Origin of the sequence: Sphingorhabdus buctiana, from assembly GCF_042680825.1 — a bacterium.
Lineage (GTDB): Bacteria > Pseudomonadota > Alphaproteobacteria > Sphingomonadales > Sphingomonadaceae > Sphingorhabdus_B > Sphingorhabdus_B buctiana.
This window is the reverse complement of sequence record NZ_JBHUEL010000004.1, coordinates 32,777-48,550: the sequence shown is the minus strand read 5'-3', so window position 1 is coordinate 48,550 and position 15,774 is coordinate 32,777. Positions and strand designations below refer to the sequence as shown.

The window sequence follows — 15,774 nt, the reverse complement described above, 5'->3', positions numbered from 1 at the left end:
GGGCTTCGGCACAGATGGTCGCGCCCCTGAGCTTTCCCGCCAACGGTCCCATTGCCAGGCTGCAGGATTGGAATTGCCCGCGCTTCATCGTCACGGTCGATACGGAAGAAGAATTTGATTGGAGCGGCCCGTTTACGCGCGACCGACATGGTCTCAGCCATTTGCGCGCGATCGATCCATTCCAGAAATTGTGTGAAAACAACGGGGTGAAGCCCATCTATCTGGTGGATTACCCGGTTGCCGCAGATAATTATGGCGCTGAACTATTCAAAGGCCTTGTCGATGCCGGCAGGGCTGATGTTGGCCTGCAGCTCCATCCCTGGGTGACACCGCCATTTTCCGAAACGGTAAATGCGCACAACAGCTATGCCTGCAACCTGCCTCCAACGCTGGAAAAGGCCAAGTTGCAGCAACTGTATGACGTGATTGCCGAGCGAATTGGAGTGGAGGCCCAGATTTACAGGGCTGGGCGATACGGGGCAGGTCGGGCAACGCCTGATTTCCTTCGTGAACTGGGAGTCAGGATCGACAGTTCAGTGCGTTCTCATTTTGATTATCGCGTGCAAGGCGGGCCGAATTTCGCCCGCTGCCCGTTGGAGCCCTATTGGGTTAAAGCGGGAGAACTGTTGGAACTTCCTGTCACATCCATATTCGCAGGTGCTTTCCGGTCGGTAGGTCCGATCCTGTTTGACCGGGTATTCGGATCGGAAACCATGCGCTCGATGCTCGCGCGAGGGGGGATGCTTGAACGCATCGCGCTTACGCCCGAAGGAATACCGGCTGAAAAAGCCATGTTGGCCATCGATGTAGCGATCAAGGCAGGTCTGCCTTTGCTCAATTTCTCCTTCCACTCGCCATCGCTTGCAGTCGGCCATACGCCCTATGTGCGCAATCAAAAGCAGCTTGAACAATTCTATGCGTGGTGGGATGCAATCTTCGCGCATCTGAAAGCGCGCGAGGTTATGCCCGCGTCGGTTGGCGATATCATCAAGGCCGCTTTTGACGGTTAAGCAGTGGCGGCAGTGAATTGCCACTTGCCATGCTGGCCAAGCTTCCGCTATCGGCGCGTCTCCCAGGGGGCCTGTAGCTCAGTTGGTTAGAGCTGGCCGCTCATAACGGCTAGGTCGGGGGTTCGAGTCCCTCCGGGCCCACCATAATGCTCCATGTCGGGGAGTAGCGCAGCCTGGTAGCGCATCTGCTTTGGGAGCAGAGGGTCGCAGGTTCGAATCCTGTCTCCCCGACCATTTTCTTAAATTTTGACGCCGAACAATAGTTTGGGCTTGTCTACTTCACGTTGAAGCTGACTTTGCCAGACATTTTGTGGCCATCAGCATCTTTTGATTGCCAGCGGACATCATATGTACCTGCAACCAGCGGTTTACGCAGATTCAGTGTGAGCTTGCGGTTCGCTTCGGACCAGCTTTGCGTATAATTCCGAATGATCATTTCGCCATGGTCCTTCATGCCTGGCATCGCCGTCATCACGATCGATACCGAAGTTGAACCTGGCGCCATGGCATCGCTGAAGTTGAGCGATACGGTGCGGGGCGCCTTTGTTGTTGAACCTGCTGTCGGCGTGGAGCTAACCACGCTGATATGCGCGAGAGCAGGTGCGGAAATAGCAGCCAATGATGCTGCAAGCGCGAAAGCGCGGGGCATGAAACGGTATTTCATCGAATAAAGCTCCAGATAAAATCAAAACCAGAAACGGATGCCAACGACGTAATTGGTCGTGCTGGGGTCTTTGCCTTTGGCACGACGGAAATCAGCGCCATTGCCGACATGCCAAGTCTGTTCGACGCCGACATAAGGTGCGAATTCGCGGATGATTTCATAACGCAACCGCACCCCCAATTCGACCTTGTCGATGCCGCTACCGATATCGAGCTGCGGCAAATCCTGCGCAGAAAGTACCAATTCCGCGCGTGGTTGCACGATCAGCCTTTGGGTTATGCGCTGTTCAAGTTCGCCTTCGATGCGCGCCGTCACATCGCCGCGATGTGATAGAAACAGCGCGGCATCGACTTCGAACATATAGGGCGCAAGGCCTTGGAGGCCGACTACCGCATGGGTGGTTGATGGCCCCGCCACGTCCTGCCGGACGCCAAGTTGCAGATCCCAAAACGGATCGACAGCTTTCGACCAAAGCGCCTGGATTTCGGCATCCTCAACGCCTTCGCCGAATTCACCTTCACCCTCACTTTTCAACCAGAGCTTGCTGGTGGGATTGCCGTAATAGCCTTGAAGGTCCCACAAAAAGCCATCGTTTCCCTGCCGCAATTGCGCCTCGAAACGATCTGCCTGCACCCATAGAACCGGGAAATTGCCATGCTTGCCATGCTCCTTATGGCGCGCATGTGCCATCACGTCCGTACCCCATATTTTGTCGGCGGCGCGGGGCGGGCCGCTGCCAGCCTCCGGTGGTGCCGAGGTCTCGGAAAGAGGCCCTGGGGATACATCCTCGTCCATTGCCGAATGATCCATGCTGCCATGGCCGGTATGCGGATCATCTGCATTTACAGGAGCGGGTGACGCTGTTTCGGTCGACTGGCCATGGCCCTCATGCCCGGCATGTTGAGCGAAAGCAGCGGATGGCAAGATTAAGGCCGTCAGTGCAACAGCGATGAATAAGCTCGATTTCATGAGCCTTCTCCCGGGCCGACAACGGTTACGACCTGCATCATGCCGCCATGCATGTGATACAGAAGATGGCAGTGAAACGCCCAGTCGCCGGGCTCATTCGCGGTCAGATCAAACGAAGCGCTCGCGCCGGGCTGAACCACCAAGACATTTTTGCGTGGCTGGTGCGCCGGCGTTTGCCCGTTCACCACTTCAAAGAACATGCCGTGGAGGTGGATGGGATGCGCCATCATTGTGTTGTTGACCAGCTTCACCCGCACGCGCTCATTCCAGGCAAAGCGCAGCGGCTCATCATCGAGCGACGTGAACATGCGGCCATCGAACGACCACATATAGCGCTCCATATTGCCGGTGAGGTGAAGCTCAAGCAGGCGTGATGGTTCCCGAACGTCCTTGTTGGGTTCGAGTGCAGACAACATGCGATAGTTAAGCACACGGTGCGGCACATCGCGCAGTCCAAGGCCTGGATCGCCGGTTTTATCTACGGGAGCCATCGACACCATGTCCAATCCGGGGCCGATTTCCACATCGGGGGGCAGCAAGCTCGTATCGCGCATGCTCATCCCAGACATGTCGTGGCTTGATGCTTTTGGAGTTGTGCCATGGTCCATAGAGCTATGATCACCATGACCTGATTCCTCGTCATGGTTCATTCCCATGTCTGCCATGGTCAGCAGCGGGGGATCGCGAAGGGCAGGCACTTGTGCCCGTGCACCGGGGCGTGATGCCAACATGGCGAGCGCCATGCCCGACCGGTCCATTGACTCGCAGACAATGGCATAAGCTTCGGCATTACCCGGCTCGATGATGACATCATAGGTTTCTGCGGTGGCGATCTGTAGCTCATCCACCGCGACCGGCCGGACATTTTGTCCGTCGGCGGCGATAACCGTCATCGGCAGCCCGGGTATGCGCACATTGAAGAATGTCATCGCACCACCGTTGATCAGGCGCAGGCGAATGCGCTCACCGGCACGGAATAGATATTCCATACCCTCCTTGGGTCCACGACCATTGGCCAGATAGGTGTAGGTAGGGGCGCTGACGTCGGCGATGTCAGTCGGCATCATGCGCATTTCCGCCCACATCCGGCGTTCGGCTGCGTTCATCGGATATTTGTCCGTCCAACTCGACAATTGCCGGTTGAAATAGCCTTCGCCTGTGCGCAGGCGGCTCATGATGAAATAGGGATTGAGCGGCGTGAATTCGCTGAGCAGAAGAATATAGTCCCGATCTACCTTGACCGGCTCGCCATCTTTCGGCTCGATAATCAGCGGGGCATAATGGCCTTGCTGTTCCTGCAAACCCGAATGGCTGTGATACCAATAGGTTCCGGATTGGCGGATCGGGAATTCGTAAGTGAAGGTCTCACCAGGCGCTATTCCGGGAAAGCTGATCCCCGGCACGCCATCGAACTGGAAAGGAAGCAACAGCCCATGCCAATGGATGGATGTGTCTACCTTCAGCTTATTGGTTACGTTCAACCGGACATTCTGCCCCTCGCGCAAACGGACTAGCGGACCGGGAACGGTGCCGTTGACCGCAACACCCATACCGCGGCGTCCTTCGACGATGCGACGTCCACTGCCAACCGAGAGATCGATCAAATCTCCGCGCAATTCGTCGAAACCTACGCGTATCGATTGGTCCGACGCGATGTTCCCCCCACGTGCCCAGGATGGGGCAGAGGCCAATGCAGCGCCCACACCCATTCCGCCAAGTAAGGATCGCCTTGAAAATCTGGGCGTTTTCAACAAGTCCGAATATCCGTTCATCGTTTAGACTGCGACATATGTAACTATATGAAAACTGGCTGCCGCAATCTCAAGGCTGCTTGGAATTTTCTTCCTTTATTTGTTCGATTTCTTCGCGCGTTTCTTCTTCCACCAATTTGGCGGCTGCGTCTGCAGCTTCTTCGATGCTTTTTTGTTCAGCTTTCAACGCCTCGGCATCGTCCTCGGCAGCTATTTGCGCGGCGGCTTGTTCGCCTTCTTTAGGGCTGCTTTCTTCGACACATGCGCCCAACGTGGCCAGCAACAAAAGTGGAAAGGTCGACTTCATGGTTTAGTCCCCAACGCCAATTCACCTTCGTAATTTGCCACCTCCGCCAGCACGGCAGTCCATGCTGCGACATTCTGGCGCAACTGCACCTTGTCGATCATGCTGAGCGTGTCGTCGGGCGTGTGGTGCAGGTCGAAATAGCGGCTGCCATCCTGTTGCAGGTCGATGATGGCCAGATTTTGGGCAGCGATTATTGCACCAACATCCGCGCCGCCGCTTGCCTGGTCTCGTCCACGCGAGATTCCAAGCGGTGCCAATCGGGCAGCAATGCGATCCGAAAGCGCCTTTGCTGTTTCAGGCAGCTTGAAATCGACGCGCCATACACGATCGGCACCGAAATCAGATTCCATTGCAAGGGCATGGGGAACAGCTTTGTTGGCCTCCGCATAGGCCTTACCACCCCAGATGCCCACTTCTTCGGCACCGGCCCAAAGCAGGCGTATGGTGCGCTGCCTTTTCATGCCTTTGATCGCACTGGCAGCCGCAGTGATGATGCCACAACCTGCGGCATCGTCGATCGCCCCGGTGCCCAAGTCCCAGCTGTCGAGGTGGCAGGCGATCACAATCGGGGGCAGGGCAGGGTTGCTGCCCGGTAGTTCGGCCACGACATTGCCTGATTTCTGTATGCCGATATTCTGCGGGGTCAGCAGCAGGCGCAGCTTCACCGGTTTGCCGCGCTCTACCATGCGGACAAGATTGTCGGCATCGGGAATGGACAGCGCGCCCGCGGGAATAGGTGTTACCCCCGCCTCGAAATTGGTATTGCCAGTATGCGGATTGCGGTGCGCGCGGTCGGTACCGATTGAGCGGATCACGATTGCTGCGGCGCCCTTTTTCGCAGCAATATTCGGGCCTGAAAAACGGGCAGGGCCAAAGGCGCCATAGCTTGATCCGTCCTGTGTCGGCCGCATTGAATGGCTGACAAATGCTATCTTGCCGGCCAAGCTGCCATCGGGGGCGGTGCGCAAATCATCGATAGTCGGGAAATAGACGACTTCGGCTTCAAGGCCGTTCGGACCAGTGCTGCCACTGTTACCCAGTGCAGCGATGGCGAATTTTTGCGGGAAGGGGCTCACCACCCATGCGCGCTCTTCTCCACGCACCCAAGTGGGCATGTCGAATGGTTCTTCGCGGACATTGGCAAAGCCAGCCTTGCGCAAATAATTGAGTGCCCACGCACGGCCCCGTGCTTCGGCTTCAGTGCCGGCCTGCCTAGCGCCAACTTCAGTTGTCAGCCCTTCGGTGATTTCCCAAGCGACAGGATCATTTTCAAGCGCCCACATCGCCGGATCAGAACCTGCGGGGGGATTGGCGATTGCGGTGGATGCAGCGATTGTCGATGCAGCGGCGGCGAGAAGGAGTCTTTTCATCATGGCGCAGGCTTAGCCACAGCATTGCCGATTGCCAATCCTGCCTTGCTAGGAAAGCGCAGCTTGGCTAACAGGCGCGTCAAATTCCATATTCTTGCTTTTTTGAGAAAGTGACCATCGATGGCCGCCCAATACGCCTTTGTCATGAAGGGGATGACCAAGACCTTCCCCGGCGCGCAAAAGCCTGTGCTCAACAACATTCACCTGCAATTTTATCAGGATGCCAAGATCGGCATCGTCGGCCCGAACGGTACGGGTAAATCGACGCTGATGAAGATCATGGCGGGCATAGACACCGATTTCACCGGTGAAGCATGGCCCGGTGAGAATATCACCGTCGGTTATCTCGCGCAGGAGCCGCAGCTCGATCCGACCAAGACGGTCAAGGAAAACGTCATGGACGGTGTCCGCGAAGTCGCAGACATGGTTGAGCGTTTCAATGAAATCAGCATGATCATGGCGGATCCGCCGGAAGACGTGGATTTCGATGCCCTGATGGAAGAAATGGGCACGCTTCAGGAAAAGATCGACGCGGTTGACGCATGGACGCTCGACAACCAGCTTGAAATCGCGATGGATGCACTGCGCTGCCCGCCGGGCGACTGGTCGGTGGAAAACCTGTCGGGCGGTGAAAAGCGCCGCGTCGCGCTCACGCGCTTGTTGCTCGAAAAGCCCGACATCCTGCTGCTCGACGAACCGACCAACCACCTCGACGCGGAATCGGTCGCTTGGCTCGAAAAGCATCTGGTCGATTATAAGGGCAACGTCATCCTCGTAACCCACGACCGTTATTTCCTCGACAATGTCGTAAACTGGATCCTCGAACTCGATCGCGGCCGTTACTTCCCTTATGAGGGCAATTATTCGACCTACCTCGAGAAGAAGGCCAAGCGCCTCGAACAGGAAGCGCGCGAAGACGCTGGTCGTCAAAAGGCGATCAAGGACGAGCTCGAGTGGATCAGGCAGTCTCCCAAGGCCCGCCAGACAAAATCCAAGGCGCGTATCAAAAGCTTTGAACAGCTCGTCGAGGCTGCCGAAAACCGCACCATTGGCAAGGCGCAGATCGTCATCCAGAATCCCGAGCGCCTTGGCAGCAAGGTTATCGAGGTCAAGAATGTCACCAAGGCTTATGGAGACAAGCTGCTGTTCGAAAATCTCTCTTTCAGCATCCCGCCGGGCGGCATTGTCGGGGTAATCGGCCCGAACGGTGCAGGTAAATCAACGCTGTTCCGTCTCATAACCGGGCAGGAACAGCCGGATAGCGGCGAAATCGTGATCGGTGAAACCGTCCATCTCGGCTATGTTGACCAAAGCCGCGATGCTCTCGATCCCAACAAGAATGTCTGGGAAGAAATTTCAGGCGGAGCCGATTATATGAAGGTCGGCAAGCATGAAACCCCGACCCGAGCCTATGTCGGCGCGTTCAACTTCAAGGGCACCGACCAGCAGAAAAAGGTTGGCCAGCTTTCGGGTGGTGAACGCAACCGCGTGCACATGGCCAAAATGTTGAAGCAAGGTGGCAACGTCCTCCTGCTCGACGAGCCGACCAACGATTTGGATACCGAAACGCTCGCCGCGCTCGAAGAAGCGTTGGAAGCATTTGCCGGTTGCGCTGTGGTCATCTCGCACGACCGCTTCTTCCTAGACCGTTTGGCGACGCACATCCTTGCCTTTGAAGGCGACAGCCATGTCGAATGGTTCGAAGGAAACTTCGAAGCCTATGAAGAAGACAAGGTTCGCCGCTTGGGTGAAGACGCACTGAAGCCGCATCGGACCAGCTACAAGAAGCTGACCCGCTGATGCCAACGGGCGATTTTGCGCCCGGACTTGACGAGATCGAACGGCTCGCCCGTGAGGCGCTTGCGCGCATTCCGGAGCCGTTCGCAAGCCACTTGCCGGACATAATCCTCCAGGTGGAGGATTGGCCGTCGCGCGAACTGCTCGACGACATGGGGATAGCTGATCCCTACGAGCTGATCGGTCTGTATGAAGGCCGTCCCGTGGGCGAAAAGTCGGTGGAGGATTTCGCCGTGCTCCCCGATCGCATATTGTTGTTCCGCCGACCTCTGCTCGACGAATGGGCGGAAACAGGCGTGGGACTCGCTGAACTCATCAACCATGTGGTCGTCCACGAGGTTGGCCATCACTTCGGACTTAGCGATGAGCAGATGGAAGCTATCGAGCAGGCAATGGACTAAGCCCGCCGCGTCGCTAAGCTGACCCCGATAATGGCCGCCATTGCCAGCACAAAGCCCGGCACGATCTCATACATCGCGTTGCTCCAGCCCATCGCTATCCATCCGATGACCACCAATGCGCCGGTTACCATTCCGGCAAATGCCCCGGCGAGCGTCATTCGCTTCCACGTCAGTGACAATATGATCACCGGGCCAAATGCCGCGCCAAATCCGGCCCAAGCATTGCTGACGAGGTTAAGGACGCTGCTTTCGGGATTTTGCGCCAAGATCATGGCAATGGCAGCCACCGCGACGACCGACAGGCGACCCACCGCGACAATTTCCTTTTCGCTCGCGTTACGGCGCACGAACAGGCGGTACACATCTTCGGTAAGCGAGGAGCCCGTCACCAACAATTGCGCCGAAATCGTACTCATGATCGCTGCAAGGATCGCGGCGAGCAGAAAGCCCACCAAGGCCGGCGCAAACAGCTCACCCGCCAGCAGGATAAAGATCGTCTCCGGATCGGCAACGGTCAGCCCCTTGCTTTCGGCATAAACCCGACCGATCAAACCGACGAGTAGCGCCCCACCGAGCGTGATGGCCATCCACGCCATGCAGATGTTGCGCGCGATCGGCATTTCCTTCACCGATCGGATCGCCATGAAACGCACAATGATATGCGGTTGGCCAAAATAGCCCAGGCCCCAAGCTGCGGTCGAAATGATACCCAGCAATGTTGTGCCCGCAAACAGGCTGGTTATGTGAGGGTCGATTGCATTCAAGGTTGCACCAACTGTCACGCCATCTGGCAATCCCTGCCACGCCATATAAGGCACAAGAATGAGTGCGATCGCCATGATCGTGCCCTGAACAAAGTCGGTTAGACTGACCGCAAGGAAGCCACCCAAAACGACATAAGCAACCACGACAAGGGCCGTGATCCAGAGCCCGGTTTGGTACTCCGCACCAAAAGCGCTTTGGAACAGCTTGCCCCCCGCGACGAGACCGGAAGCCGAATAAAGCGCGAAGAAAACGATGATAACAATGCTTGCAGTAAGGCGGAGCAGGTGCCGTTCATCGTTGAACCGATTACCCAGAAATTCTGGAATGGTGAGCGCGTTGCCATAGCTTTCCGTTTGCTCGCGCAGACGCGGCGCAACAATGATCCAATTGAGCAGCGCCCCAATGAAAAGCCCGATTGCGATCCATGCCTCGGCAAGGCCGGAGGCATATAATGCCCCCGGAAGGCCCAGCATCAGCCAGCCCGACATATCGGACGCGCCAGCGGCCAGTGCCGTGACAGCAGGCCCCAACTGTCGGCCACTCAACAGATATTCGCTGCTGTTCGCCGTCGACTTGCGCCAGGCGTAAATACCGATACCCAGCATCAGCGCAAAATAGACCGAAAGGCTGGCAATCACGCCCGGTTGCATCATATTTGGTCCCCTCGTGCGTACGGCCCGTCTATTGGGGCTGTCCTCCCTGTTGCATTGCTATAAGCAGTCCGCATGCGCTTTGCACCCAGTCTCTTCGCTTTCGCCTCTATGTTTTTGGCGGCTGCGTCCGCGATAGCCGCCGATTGGCGCGCAGTTGATCCTGCCCAACTGCAGGCGCTGCAGGATGATGATATCGAACGGCACCGATCGAAAGAAGGTTCATTTGATGGCCTTGAGATAAGCGAAACGCGCTTTTCCGAAAATGGTTTCGACTGGCATTTGCTGCGCTTTGCAAATGCGGCGAAGAGCGATGGGCCATTTTGGGTGGTACCGCATGATGACGAAAATGCTGCATTCGACGCCATGTTGGCCGGGCTGCGGAAATATGGCGGTATCGCTATTGTCGTCAACACCGGCCCTAGCAGCAGTCGAAGGCAGGCTGGTGCAGGTGTGTGCGGCGTGCGGACAGCGGCGAGCTCAGGGTGCGATCCAAACCGCAATTTTGATGCGCGAACGCCGCTGTTCACCAATGCCATTCTCGGCGAATGGAAAGCGGGAAGGCCGATTATCGCCCTGCACACCAATGGCGATGGTTTCAGCGGCGATGGCGCCGGTGGGCGAGGGGATATCACGATGCTCGATGCGCGGGCTTTTTTGAGCGGAGAAAGGCGGGCGCGCCAAGATGGATATTTTGCAATCAATCCGGTTCCACCGTTAGACGACCCGGATGTTTATGCCATCATTCCGTACCATTCCGCCAAAGGCATATCGAGGGGCGAAGCCGCTTGCCGGGCCGCTCTGAACCGCAAAGGCATAAATGTCTGGCATGAACGTGTTGGAAAGAGCGATGGTTCGCTCTCCAACTATGTCGCGCTCAACCGGCCAGAGATCGCCTATATCAATTTTGAGGCGCAGCGTGACGCCGATGTGTCGGTTGGGGCTGAGGTGCAGCAGATTATGTTCGACGCTTATCTGGTCGAATGCTCGGCGTTATGGAACCAGCCAGTTGCCAATCCAACCATGGTCCGCTGAATTCCAGTTCCACCGTGCGCGGCGATGGCCTTTGTTCGCGAGATACAACCATTCGATCTGGTTGAATTCAAACAACAGGATTGCAAAATTTTCCCGCGCTGGAGCTACTTCCTCATCGCTGGGAGCGCGCCCCTCAACCCATAAAGGCAATCCCGATTGCGGATTATCCGACAAGGTACCGGGTGCGGTTTCAGCGAGGTAACAACGCCGAGCAAATAATGTCGCCTCATTCCATGCAGCGTCGACTGCAGATCCTGTTGTTTGCACTGCGGCCTTGCCCGAAAGACGCAATTGGACCTTGCTTTCGGGTTCATAGATCAAAACAGAGGCTGCGCCATTGCTGGCCAGTTCTTCAACCTTTTCGGTTCGCCAATCGGTATGGAAACGGATGAGGCGACGTTCCCAATCGAGTGCGCGCAAGATCATCACGCGCTGGCGCGGTAGGCCATCTTTACCGATGGTCGCGACAACCGGATGGTGCGACGAATGCCGGCGATCTTTTGCTCCACCATCGATCAGCTTGCGTGCCTCGGCAAGGCTGAGATCGAGGTCGTTATAAAATGGCTCAGCTTGCGGCATTCTATGAACTGTGCGGGTTTACAAGATAATCAAGCCGGAGCGAACTGGCCGGTTTGCGGATTGAGGACGTGCAACACGCCATGTGCGATCCCGAAATATGCGCCGTGCAGTTTCAATTCGCCAGCCTGTTCGCGTTCCGCAATGAAGGGGAAGGTTCGCAGGTTATCGAGGCTGACCTTGATAGCATCCAGCTCCAATGTGGTCTGGGGATCGGCTGGTGCCTGTTCGACTACGCGGTCGCGTGCTTCACCGATGATGTCGACCCAATCGTCGACAAAACTGCGCCCCGGCATCCCAAGGTCACCACCTTCAAGCGCAGCCTTTATACCGCCGCATTGGGCGTGACCAAGTACGACAATATGTTTGACCTTAAGGCCGAGCACGCCAAATTCGATCGCGGCAGAAACACCATGCCGGCCACCACCCGTTTCAAACGGCGGCACGAGGTTCGCCACATTGCGCAGCGCAAAGACCTGGCCAGGCACGGTATCGAAAATTGTCGCTGGATCAACGCGGCTGTCGCAGCAGGAAATGACCATGATTGGCGGCGCCTGGCCTTCGTTGGCCAGTTGGTCAAAACGCTCCTTTTGCTGGACATAGGCTCCGCTTTTGAACCGGCGGTATCCCTCAACGAGCGCGGCAAATTCAGGCATCAGAAACGTTCTCCACGGACGACCTGCACATCGCCAACTGTCAGTAAAAGCCGGTAACTATCGAGCAATGGGGCAATCGCATCGACCAACGCAGCCGCCTTTGCCTCCGAAGCGATCATCAGGATTATGGTTTTTGCGGCGGCACCGGTTACGTCGTCATGCTGCCATTCTCCATCCCGTCCGCCACCTGCGTCTACATGGATAAGGCTCCACCCCGAAATATCGACGTCGCGTGCATGTTTGATCAACCGCGGAACCAGCGGTGTATCGACTAATATTTCGATGCGTTTGCGCGAGACTGTTTCGATCATGGCTTATCCGATCATCAGGGCCAACTGCGAAAACAGCGTGATGCCCAATATGATGTTGAAGGGGAAAGTTATGCCCAATGACATTGACAGGTAAATACCGGGATCCGCCTCTGGCAGTGCCATTCGCATCGCAGCTGGAACAGCGATGTAGGACGCACTTGCCGCCAAAATACCAAGTGCGGCCGCCGACGCGACGTCAAGTCCGATGAAGGTACCAATCGCCACGCCGATAGTGCCGTTTATCAACGGCAAGGCGATGGCAAGCGACACAAGACGGGCGTTCAGTTTCTTCGACTGTACCAAACGACGAGCGGCGATCAGCCCCATGTCGAGCAGGAACAGGCAGAGCACGCCGCGGAAACCGGTATCGAACAGCGGCTTTACTGGCTCGAAGCCATCCTTGCCTGCAATCAGGCCGATTGCAAAACTTCCGACAAGCAAAACAACCGAGCCATTGGCGAACACCTCATGCAACAAACCGCTGCTTTCGGCGTTTGCCCTTTGCGGTTGTCCGCGGCGTGCGAGCAAAAGCCCGCTGATAATCGCCGGCGTTTCCATCAGCGCGAGTACGGCCACCATATATCCAGCAGGTGAGAGGCCTTGGCCGGTGAGAATTTCCTTTGCGGTCACGAACGTCACCACGCTGACAGAGCCATAATGCGCTGCCACGGCACCGGCATCGATCTGCCCTAACTTTCCAATCCGGGTCAGCAGGGTAAAGGCCAGCAAGGGTAATAGAAAACTGAGCCCAAGGCCTGCGACTGCTGCTGCGGCAAGATCCGGCGTGAAACCGGATTCGGCGACTTCGATACCGCCCTTCAGACCGATGGCGGCCATTAGGTAGATCGACATCGCCTTTGCAAAGGCTTCGGGGATGGCAAGATCGGATTTAATCAAAGCGGCGAAAACGCCAAGTACGAAGAAGAGGATTACCGGGGATGTCAGCGTTTCGACGATCATGTCCTGCCTCTCGAATTTCGGAGCGCAATATGGGGAGGCGAAATGGTTGGCAAGGGGCGATTGCATCGCTATCTGGGCGGCCATGAACAATCCCGCACCCGTTCGCACCGCTCCTCGTGAGCGCAAACCCGATTGGATCAGGGTAAAGGCCCCGACCAGCGCAGGTTTTAATGAGACGCGCAAACTGATGCGCGACCTCAATCTTGCAACGGTGTGTGAAGAAGCGGCGTGCCCGAATATCGGCGAGTGCTGGACCAAGAAGCATGCGACGGTAATGATCCTGGGTGATGTTTGCACCCGCGCCTGCGCATTTTGCAACGTCAAGACGGGCATGCCCCGCGCCGTCGATCCGCTTGAGCCCGAACATGTTGCGATAGCGGCTGCAAAAATGGGTTTGGAGCATATCGTGATTACTTCGGTTGATCGCGATGACTTGCCCGATGGCGGCGCGAGCCAGTTTGTGAAGGTCATCCAGGCGCTGCGTCGAAACACCCCTTCGACCACGATCGAAATCCTGACGCCCGATTTTCGCAACAAGGTCGAAAGCGCGGTGGAGGCGATCATCGAAGCTCGTCCCGACGTTTATAACCACAATCTTGAAACCGTGCCCAGGCTCTATCCGACAATCCGCCCCGGCGCGCGCTATTATGCCTCGCTGCGCTTGCTGGAATCGGTAAAGCGGCACGATCCGTCGATCTTTACCAAATCCGGAGTGATGCTGGGGCTGGGTGAAGAACGCATGGAGGTTCATCAAGTCATGGACGACATGCGCTCTGCCGACATCGATTTCCTGACCATGGGCCAATATCTGCAGCCGACGCCCAAGCACGCCAAGGTCGCTGAATTTGTCACCCCGCAGGCATTTGATGCCTATGCGGCCATTGCCCGTGCCAAGGGTTTCCTGCTTGTTGCTGCCACTCCCTTGACCCGATCCAGCTATCATGCCGGTGATGATTTCGCCAAGATGAAGGCTGCGCGCGATGCCAAGCTGGCAAAGGCCGGCTGAGCAAAAGCGCTGGCGGGGACAGGGCAGGGGCATGCCGCACCATCATGAGCGCAGAGCACTGCCCTATAGTGCAGGGCAGATGTACGACCTGGTGGTCGACGTACGCCGTTATCGCGAATTCCTGCCCTGGGTAGCGGCGGTGCGCATCCGTTCCGAAACTGAAGATGAAACGCTTGCCGACTTGGTGGTCGGCTTCAAGAATTTGCGTGAAACCTTCAGTTCGCGGGTGCTGAAGACACCGAAATTAAAGGTAGAGGTCGACTATCTAGACGGTCCGATGCGCCATTTGCATAACCAGTGGCTCTTCGAGGAAACCTCCGATGGCTGCATCGTCGACTTCACCGTTGATTTCTCGTTTCACAATCGCATCTTCGAGGCGCTAGCAGGGCAGTTTTTCGATCATGCGCTTCGCAAAATGACTGATGCATTTATTGATCGTGCGAACGCGCTTTACGGGGCAGGCGGAAGCAGCAACTGAAGCGCGTGGAGCGTTGCCGCAAGGCGGATTTCCGCGCGGCTCTTGTCCTCACCAAACTGGATTTTGTCCGCAACCACATCTTCGGGATCCTTGCCCCGCTCGGCCACCGCGAACACCACAGTGCCAACCGGTTTTTGCGCTGTTCCGCCGTCTGGCCCGGCCACGCCGCTGATGGCCACCGCGATATCAGCGCTGCTGCGCTTTAACGCGCCTTGCGCCATGGCCCATGCCACAGCGATCGATACTGCACCAAATGTGTCAATCAATTCCTCGCTGACCTTGAGCGTCTTGATCTTGGATTCGTTTGAATAGGTGACGAAGCCGCCCTGCATTACGGCACTGCTACCGGCAATTTCCGTGATGGCCCCGGCGACAAGCCCGCCTGTGCAGCTCTCGGCAGTTACAATCATGCGTCCTGCAGCTTTGTTGCGTGCTACAACTTCTGCGGCGAGTTGGAAAACCTCATCAGGCAGCATGCTGTTCACGAGCCGCTCGCCTCCGCTGTGGCGACATAGGGACAGACCGCAAAATTATCGAGCGCTCGCGCTCCACCGGCCTTCGCCGCATCGCCCTTATTCTTGTCCTTCGAAGTCGCAAGCAGGATCGCGCCAAGGGTTGAGGCGATGTTTTCGGGTGGCAATGGTGCGAGGGCTGTCCAGATATTGTTCGCTGTCTCGCACACTTCTGCATCAATGCCTTGCGCGAGCATCGCGGGCACCATGCCCTCGATGAATGGCAGTATCGCGGAACCCGCCATCGGCACAGGCAATTCGTCTGCAAGCAAGCGTGCAAGGATATCACCCGCCGCCGTCCGCTCGCGCGCGGCAGAAGCGGAGTAGCGCTGGGTCAACTCGGTCGACTGGACGAGCAATCCTGCATTGGCTGGCAAATAGGCTTTGCAGCTTGCAACTGCTTGGTTGTGAAGCACGGGTAAGAGGGTGACAGCAACACTTCTAAATTCGCTGTCCTTCAAGCATGGCTTATTGGATTGCGCCGCGAGCGCTCCTTGATGGCTGGTAAGAGCTACAACCGCTGCAATACCGGCAATAAAATTCTTCATATGCAGCC

18 protein-coding genes and 2 tRNA genes are annotated in these 15,774 nt (G+C 56.8%); 8 read left to right on the top strand and 12 right to left on the bottom strand.

Annotated elements, in window-relative coordinates; all coding sequences use genetic code 11:
* Window positions 1-14 precede the first annotated feature (14 nt).
* The 3 genes from ACFSAG_RS05340 to ACFSAG_RS05330 all read left to right on the top strand — a co-directional run bounded on the left by ACFSAG_RS05340 (window position 15) and on the right by ACFSAG_RS05330 (window position 1,244).
* Entirely contained in the window at window positions 15-1,010 is a 996-nt protein-coding gene (locus ACFSAG_RS05340; protein ID WP_381512151.1) for a polysaccharide deacetylase family protein, read from the top strand.
* A gap of 67 nt (window positions 1,011-1,077) precedes the next feature.
* A tRNA-Ile gene (locus tag ACFSAG_RS05335) sits at window positions 1,078-1,154 on the top strand.
* Between the two features lie 13 nt (window positions 1,155-1,167).
* Window positions 1,168-1,244: transfer RNA gene (locus ACFSAG_RS05330), tRNA-Pro, on the top strand.
* A 40-nt stretch (window positions 1,245-1,284) separates the two neighbouring features.
* Here the strand turns inward: ACFSAG_RS05330 and ACFSAG_RS05325 are convergent.
* From ACFSAG_RS05325 to ACFSAG_RS05305, 5 genes are read right to left on the bottom strand one after another with little or no spacing between them, the layout of a single operon-like run.
* A complete protein-coding gene (locus ACFSAG_RS05325) occupies window positions 1,285-1,674 on the bottom strand; it encodes a copper resistance protein CopC (RefSeq protein WP_381512149.1) in 390 nt (129 codons plus the stop codon).
* Window positions 1,675-1,695: 21 nt separating this feature from the next.
* Entirely contained in the window at window positions 1,696-2,643 is a 948-nt protein-coding gene (locus tag ACFSAG_RS05320; RefSeq protein WP_381512146.1) for a copper resistance protein B, read from the bottom strand.
* A complete protein-coding gene (locus tag ACFSAG_RS05315; protein ID WP_381512144.1) occupies window positions 2,640-4,415 on the bottom strand; it encodes a copper resistance system multicopper oxidase in 1,776 nt (591 codons plus the stop codon). Before ACFSAG_RS05315 ends, ACFSAG_RS05320 begins: the two co-directional genes overlap by 4 nt.
* 49 nt (window positions 4,416-4,464) lie before the next feature.
* On the bottom strand, window positions 4,465-4,701 hold the full coding sequence (locus ACFSAG_RS05310) for a hypothetical protein (protein WP_381512141.1): 237 nt from the start codon (window positions 4,699-4,701) through the stop codon (window positions 4,465-4,467).
* Entirely contained in the window at window positions 4,698-6,074 is a 1,377-nt protein-coding gene (locus ACFSAG_RS05305) for a M28 family peptidase (RefSeq protein WP_381512138.1), read from the bottom strand. Before ACFSAG_RS05305 ends, ACFSAG_RS05310 begins: the two co-directional genes overlap by 4 nt.
* Before the next feature lie 117 nt (window positions 6,075-6,191).
* Between ACFSAG_RS05305 and ettA the strand changes: the two genes are divergently transcribed.
* On the top strand, window positions 6,192-7,871 hold the full coding sequence (ettA, locus tag ACFSAG_RS05300) for an energy-dependent translational throttle protein EttA (protein ID WP_374611132.1): 1,680 nt from the start codon (window positions 6,192-6,194) through the stop codon (window positions 7,869-7,871).
* Window positions 7,871-8,269, top strand: a complete 399-nt coding sequence (locus ACFSAG_RS05295) for a metallopeptidase family protein (protein WP_381512135.1) — start codon at window positions 7,871-7,873, stop codon at window positions 8,267-8,269. The genes ettA and ACFSAG_RS05295 overlap by 1 nt, the downstream gene beginning before the upstream one ends.
* Here the strand turns inward: ACFSAG_RS05295 and putP are convergent.
* Window positions 8,266-9,687, bottom strand: a complete 1,422-nt coding sequence (gene putP, locus ACFSAG_RS05290; RefSeq protein WP_381512134.1) for a sodium/proline symporter PutP — start codon at window positions 9,685-9,687, stop codon at window positions 8,266-8,268. The two genes, ACFSAG_RS05295 and putP, sit on opposite strands and share 4 nt — an antisense overlap.
* A gap of 114 nt (window positions 9,688-9,801) precedes the next feature.
* On the opposite strand from putP, the gene ACFSAG_RS05285 reads away from it, so the two are divergent.
* Window positions 9,802-10,719 carry a hypothetical protein gene (locus tag ACFSAG_RS05285; protein WP_381512132.1) on the top strand — a complete coding sequence of 306 codons (918 nt, stop codon included), beginning with the start codon at window positions 9,802-9,804 and terminating at the stop codon, window positions 10,717-10,719.
* Here ACFSAG_RS05285 and ACFSAG_RS05280 read toward each other — a convergent pair.
* Genes ACFSAG_RS05280 through ACFSAG_RS05265 form a run of 4 tightly spaced genes read right to left on the bottom strand, consistent with a single transcriptional unit; the run spans window position 10,678 to window position 13,306 of the window.
* Window positions 10,678-11,298, bottom strand: coding sequence for a pyridoxamine 5'-phosphate oxidase family protein (locus ACFSAG_RS05280; RefSeq protein WP_381512130.1), 621 nt, complete (start codon window positions 11,296-11,298; stop codon window positions 10,678-10,680). The genes ACFSAG_RS05285 and ACFSAG_RS05280 overlap by 42 nt on opposite strands.
* Before the next feature lie 29 nt (window positions 11,299-11,327).
* On the bottom strand, window positions 11,328-11,951 hold the full coding sequence (locus ACFSAG_RS05275) for a carbonic anhydrase (RefSeq protein ID WP_381512127.1): 624 nt from the start codon (window positions 11,949-11,951) through the stop codon (window positions 11,328-11,330).
* Complete coding sequence (locus ACFSAG_RS05270; protein WP_381512125.1) at window positions 11,951-12,262, bottom strand: P-II family nitrogen regulator; 312 nt, start codon at window positions 12,260-12,262, stop codon at window positions 11,951-11,953. The genes ACFSAG_RS05275 and ACFSAG_RS05270 overlap by 1 nt, the downstream gene beginning before the upstream one ends.
* 3 nt (window positions 12,263-12,265) lie before the next feature.
* Window positions 12,266-13,306, bottom strand: a complete 1,041-nt coding sequence (locus tag ACFSAG_RS05265) for a sodium-dependent bicarbonate transport family permease (RefSeq protein ID WP_381512122.1) — start codon at window positions 13,304-13,306, stop codon at window positions 12,266-12,268.
* Here ACFSAG_RS05265 and lipA point away from each other — a divergent pair.
* Entirely contained in the window at window positions 13,305-14,228 is a 924-nt protein-coding gene (gene lipA / locus ACFSAG_RS05260; protein WP_381512120.1) for a lipoyl synthase, read from the top strand. The genes ACFSAG_RS05265 and lipA overlap by 2 nt on opposite strands.
* Window positions 14,229-14,259: 31 nt before the next feature.
* A complete protein-coding gene (locus ACFSAG_RS05255) occupies window positions 14,260-14,706 on the top strand; it encodes a type II toxin-antitoxin system RatA family toxin (RefSeq protein WP_381512118.1) in 447 nt (148 codons plus the stop codon).
* On the opposite strand, the gene ACFSAG_RS05250 is transcribed toward ACFSAG_RS05255, so the two are convergent.
* Together ACFSAG_RS05250 and ACFSAG_RS05245 are read right to left on the bottom strand one after the other, a co-directional pair.
* On the bottom strand, window positions 14,679-15,182 hold the full coding sequence (locus ACFSAG_RS05250) for a CinA family protein (protein ID WP_374611726.1): 504 nt from the start codon (window positions 15,180-15,182) through the stop codon (window positions 14,679-14,681). The genes ACFSAG_RS05255 and ACFSAG_RS05250 overlap by 28 nt on opposite strands.
* A 5-nt stretch (window positions 15,183-15,187) precedes the next feature.
* Complete coding sequence (locus ACFSAG_RS05245; RefSeq protein ID WP_381512116.1) at window positions 15,188-15,766, bottom strand: hypothetical protein; 579 nt, start codon at window positions 15,764-15,766, stop codon at window positions 15,188-15,190.
* Window positions 15,767-15,774: the final 8 nt, after the last annotated feature.

Excerpts from the sequence above, each read along its gene's own strand:
- ACFSAG_RS05340 (WP_381512151.1), top strand. The coding sequence starts at position 15 with ATGGTCGCGCCCCTGAGCTTTCCCGCCAACGGTCCCATTGCCAGGCTG.
- ACFSAG_RS05325 (WP_381512149.1), bottom strand. The coding sequence starts at position 1,674 with ATGAAATACCGTTTCATGCCCCGCGCTTTCGCGCTTGCAGCATCATTG.
- ACFSAG_RS05320 (WP_381512146.1), bottom strand. The coding sequence starts at position 2,643 with ATGAAATCGAGCTTATTCATCGCTGTTGCACTGACGGCCTTAATCTTG.
- ACFSAG_RS05315 (WP_381512144.1), bottom strand. The coding sequence starts at position 4,415 with ATGAACGGATATTCGGACTTGTTGAAAACGCCCAGATTTTCAAGGCGA.
- ACFSAG_RS05310 (WP_381512141.1), bottom strand. The coding sequence starts at position 4,701 with ATGAAGTCGACCTTTCCACTTTTGTTGCTGGCCACGTTGGGCGCATGT.
- ACFSAG_RS05305 (WP_381512138.1), bottom strand. The coding sequence starts at position 6,074 with ATGATGAAAAGACTCCTTCTCGCCGCCGCTGCATCGACAATCGCTGCA.
- ettA (WP_374611132.1), top strand. The coding sequence starts at position 6,192 with ATGGCCGCCCAATACGCCTTTGTCATGAAGGGGATGACCAAGACCTTC.
- ACFSAG_RS05295 (WP_381512135.1), top strand. The coding sequence starts at position 7,871 with ATGCCAACGGGCGATTTTGCGCCCGGACTTGACGAGATCGAACGGCTC.
- putP (WP_381512134.1), bottom strand. The coding sequence starts at position 9,687 with ATGATGCAACCGGGCGTGATTGCCAGCCTTTCGGTCTATTTTGCGCTG.
- ACFSAG_RS05280 (WP_381512130.1), bottom strand. The coding sequence starts at position 11,298 with ATGCCGCAAGCTGAGCCATTTTATAACGACCTCGATCTCAGCCTTGCC.
- ACFSAG_RS05275 (WP_381512127.1), bottom strand. The coding sequence starts at position 11,951 with ATGCCTGAATTTGCCGCGCTCGTTGAGGGATACCGCCGGTTCAAAAGC.
- ACFSAG_RS05270 (WP_381512125.1), bottom strand. The coding sequence starts at position 12,262 with ATGATCGAAACAGTCTCGCGCAAACGCATCGAAATATTAGTCGATACA.
- lipA (WP_381512120.1), top strand. The coding sequence starts at position 13,305 with ATGAACAATCCCGCACCCGTTCGCACCGCTCCTCGTGAGCGCAAACCC.
- ACFSAG_RS05265 (WP_381512122.1), bottom strand. The coding sequence starts at position 13,306 with ATGGCCGCCCAGATAGCGATGCAATCGCCCCTTGCCAACCATTTCGCC.
- ACFSAG_RS05255 (WP_381512118.1), top strand. The coding sequence starts at position 14,260 with ATGCCGCACCATCATGAGCGCAGAGCACTGCCCTATAGTGCAGGGCAG.
- ACFSAG_RS05250 (WP_374611726.1), bottom strand. The coding sequence starts at position 15,182 with ATGCTGCCTGATGAGGTTTTCCAACTCGCCGCAGAAGTTGTAGCACGC.
- ACFSAG_RS05245 (WP_381512116.1), bottom strand. The coding sequence starts at position 15,766 with ATGAAGAATTTTATTGCCGGTATTGCAGCGGTTGTAGCTCTTACCAGC.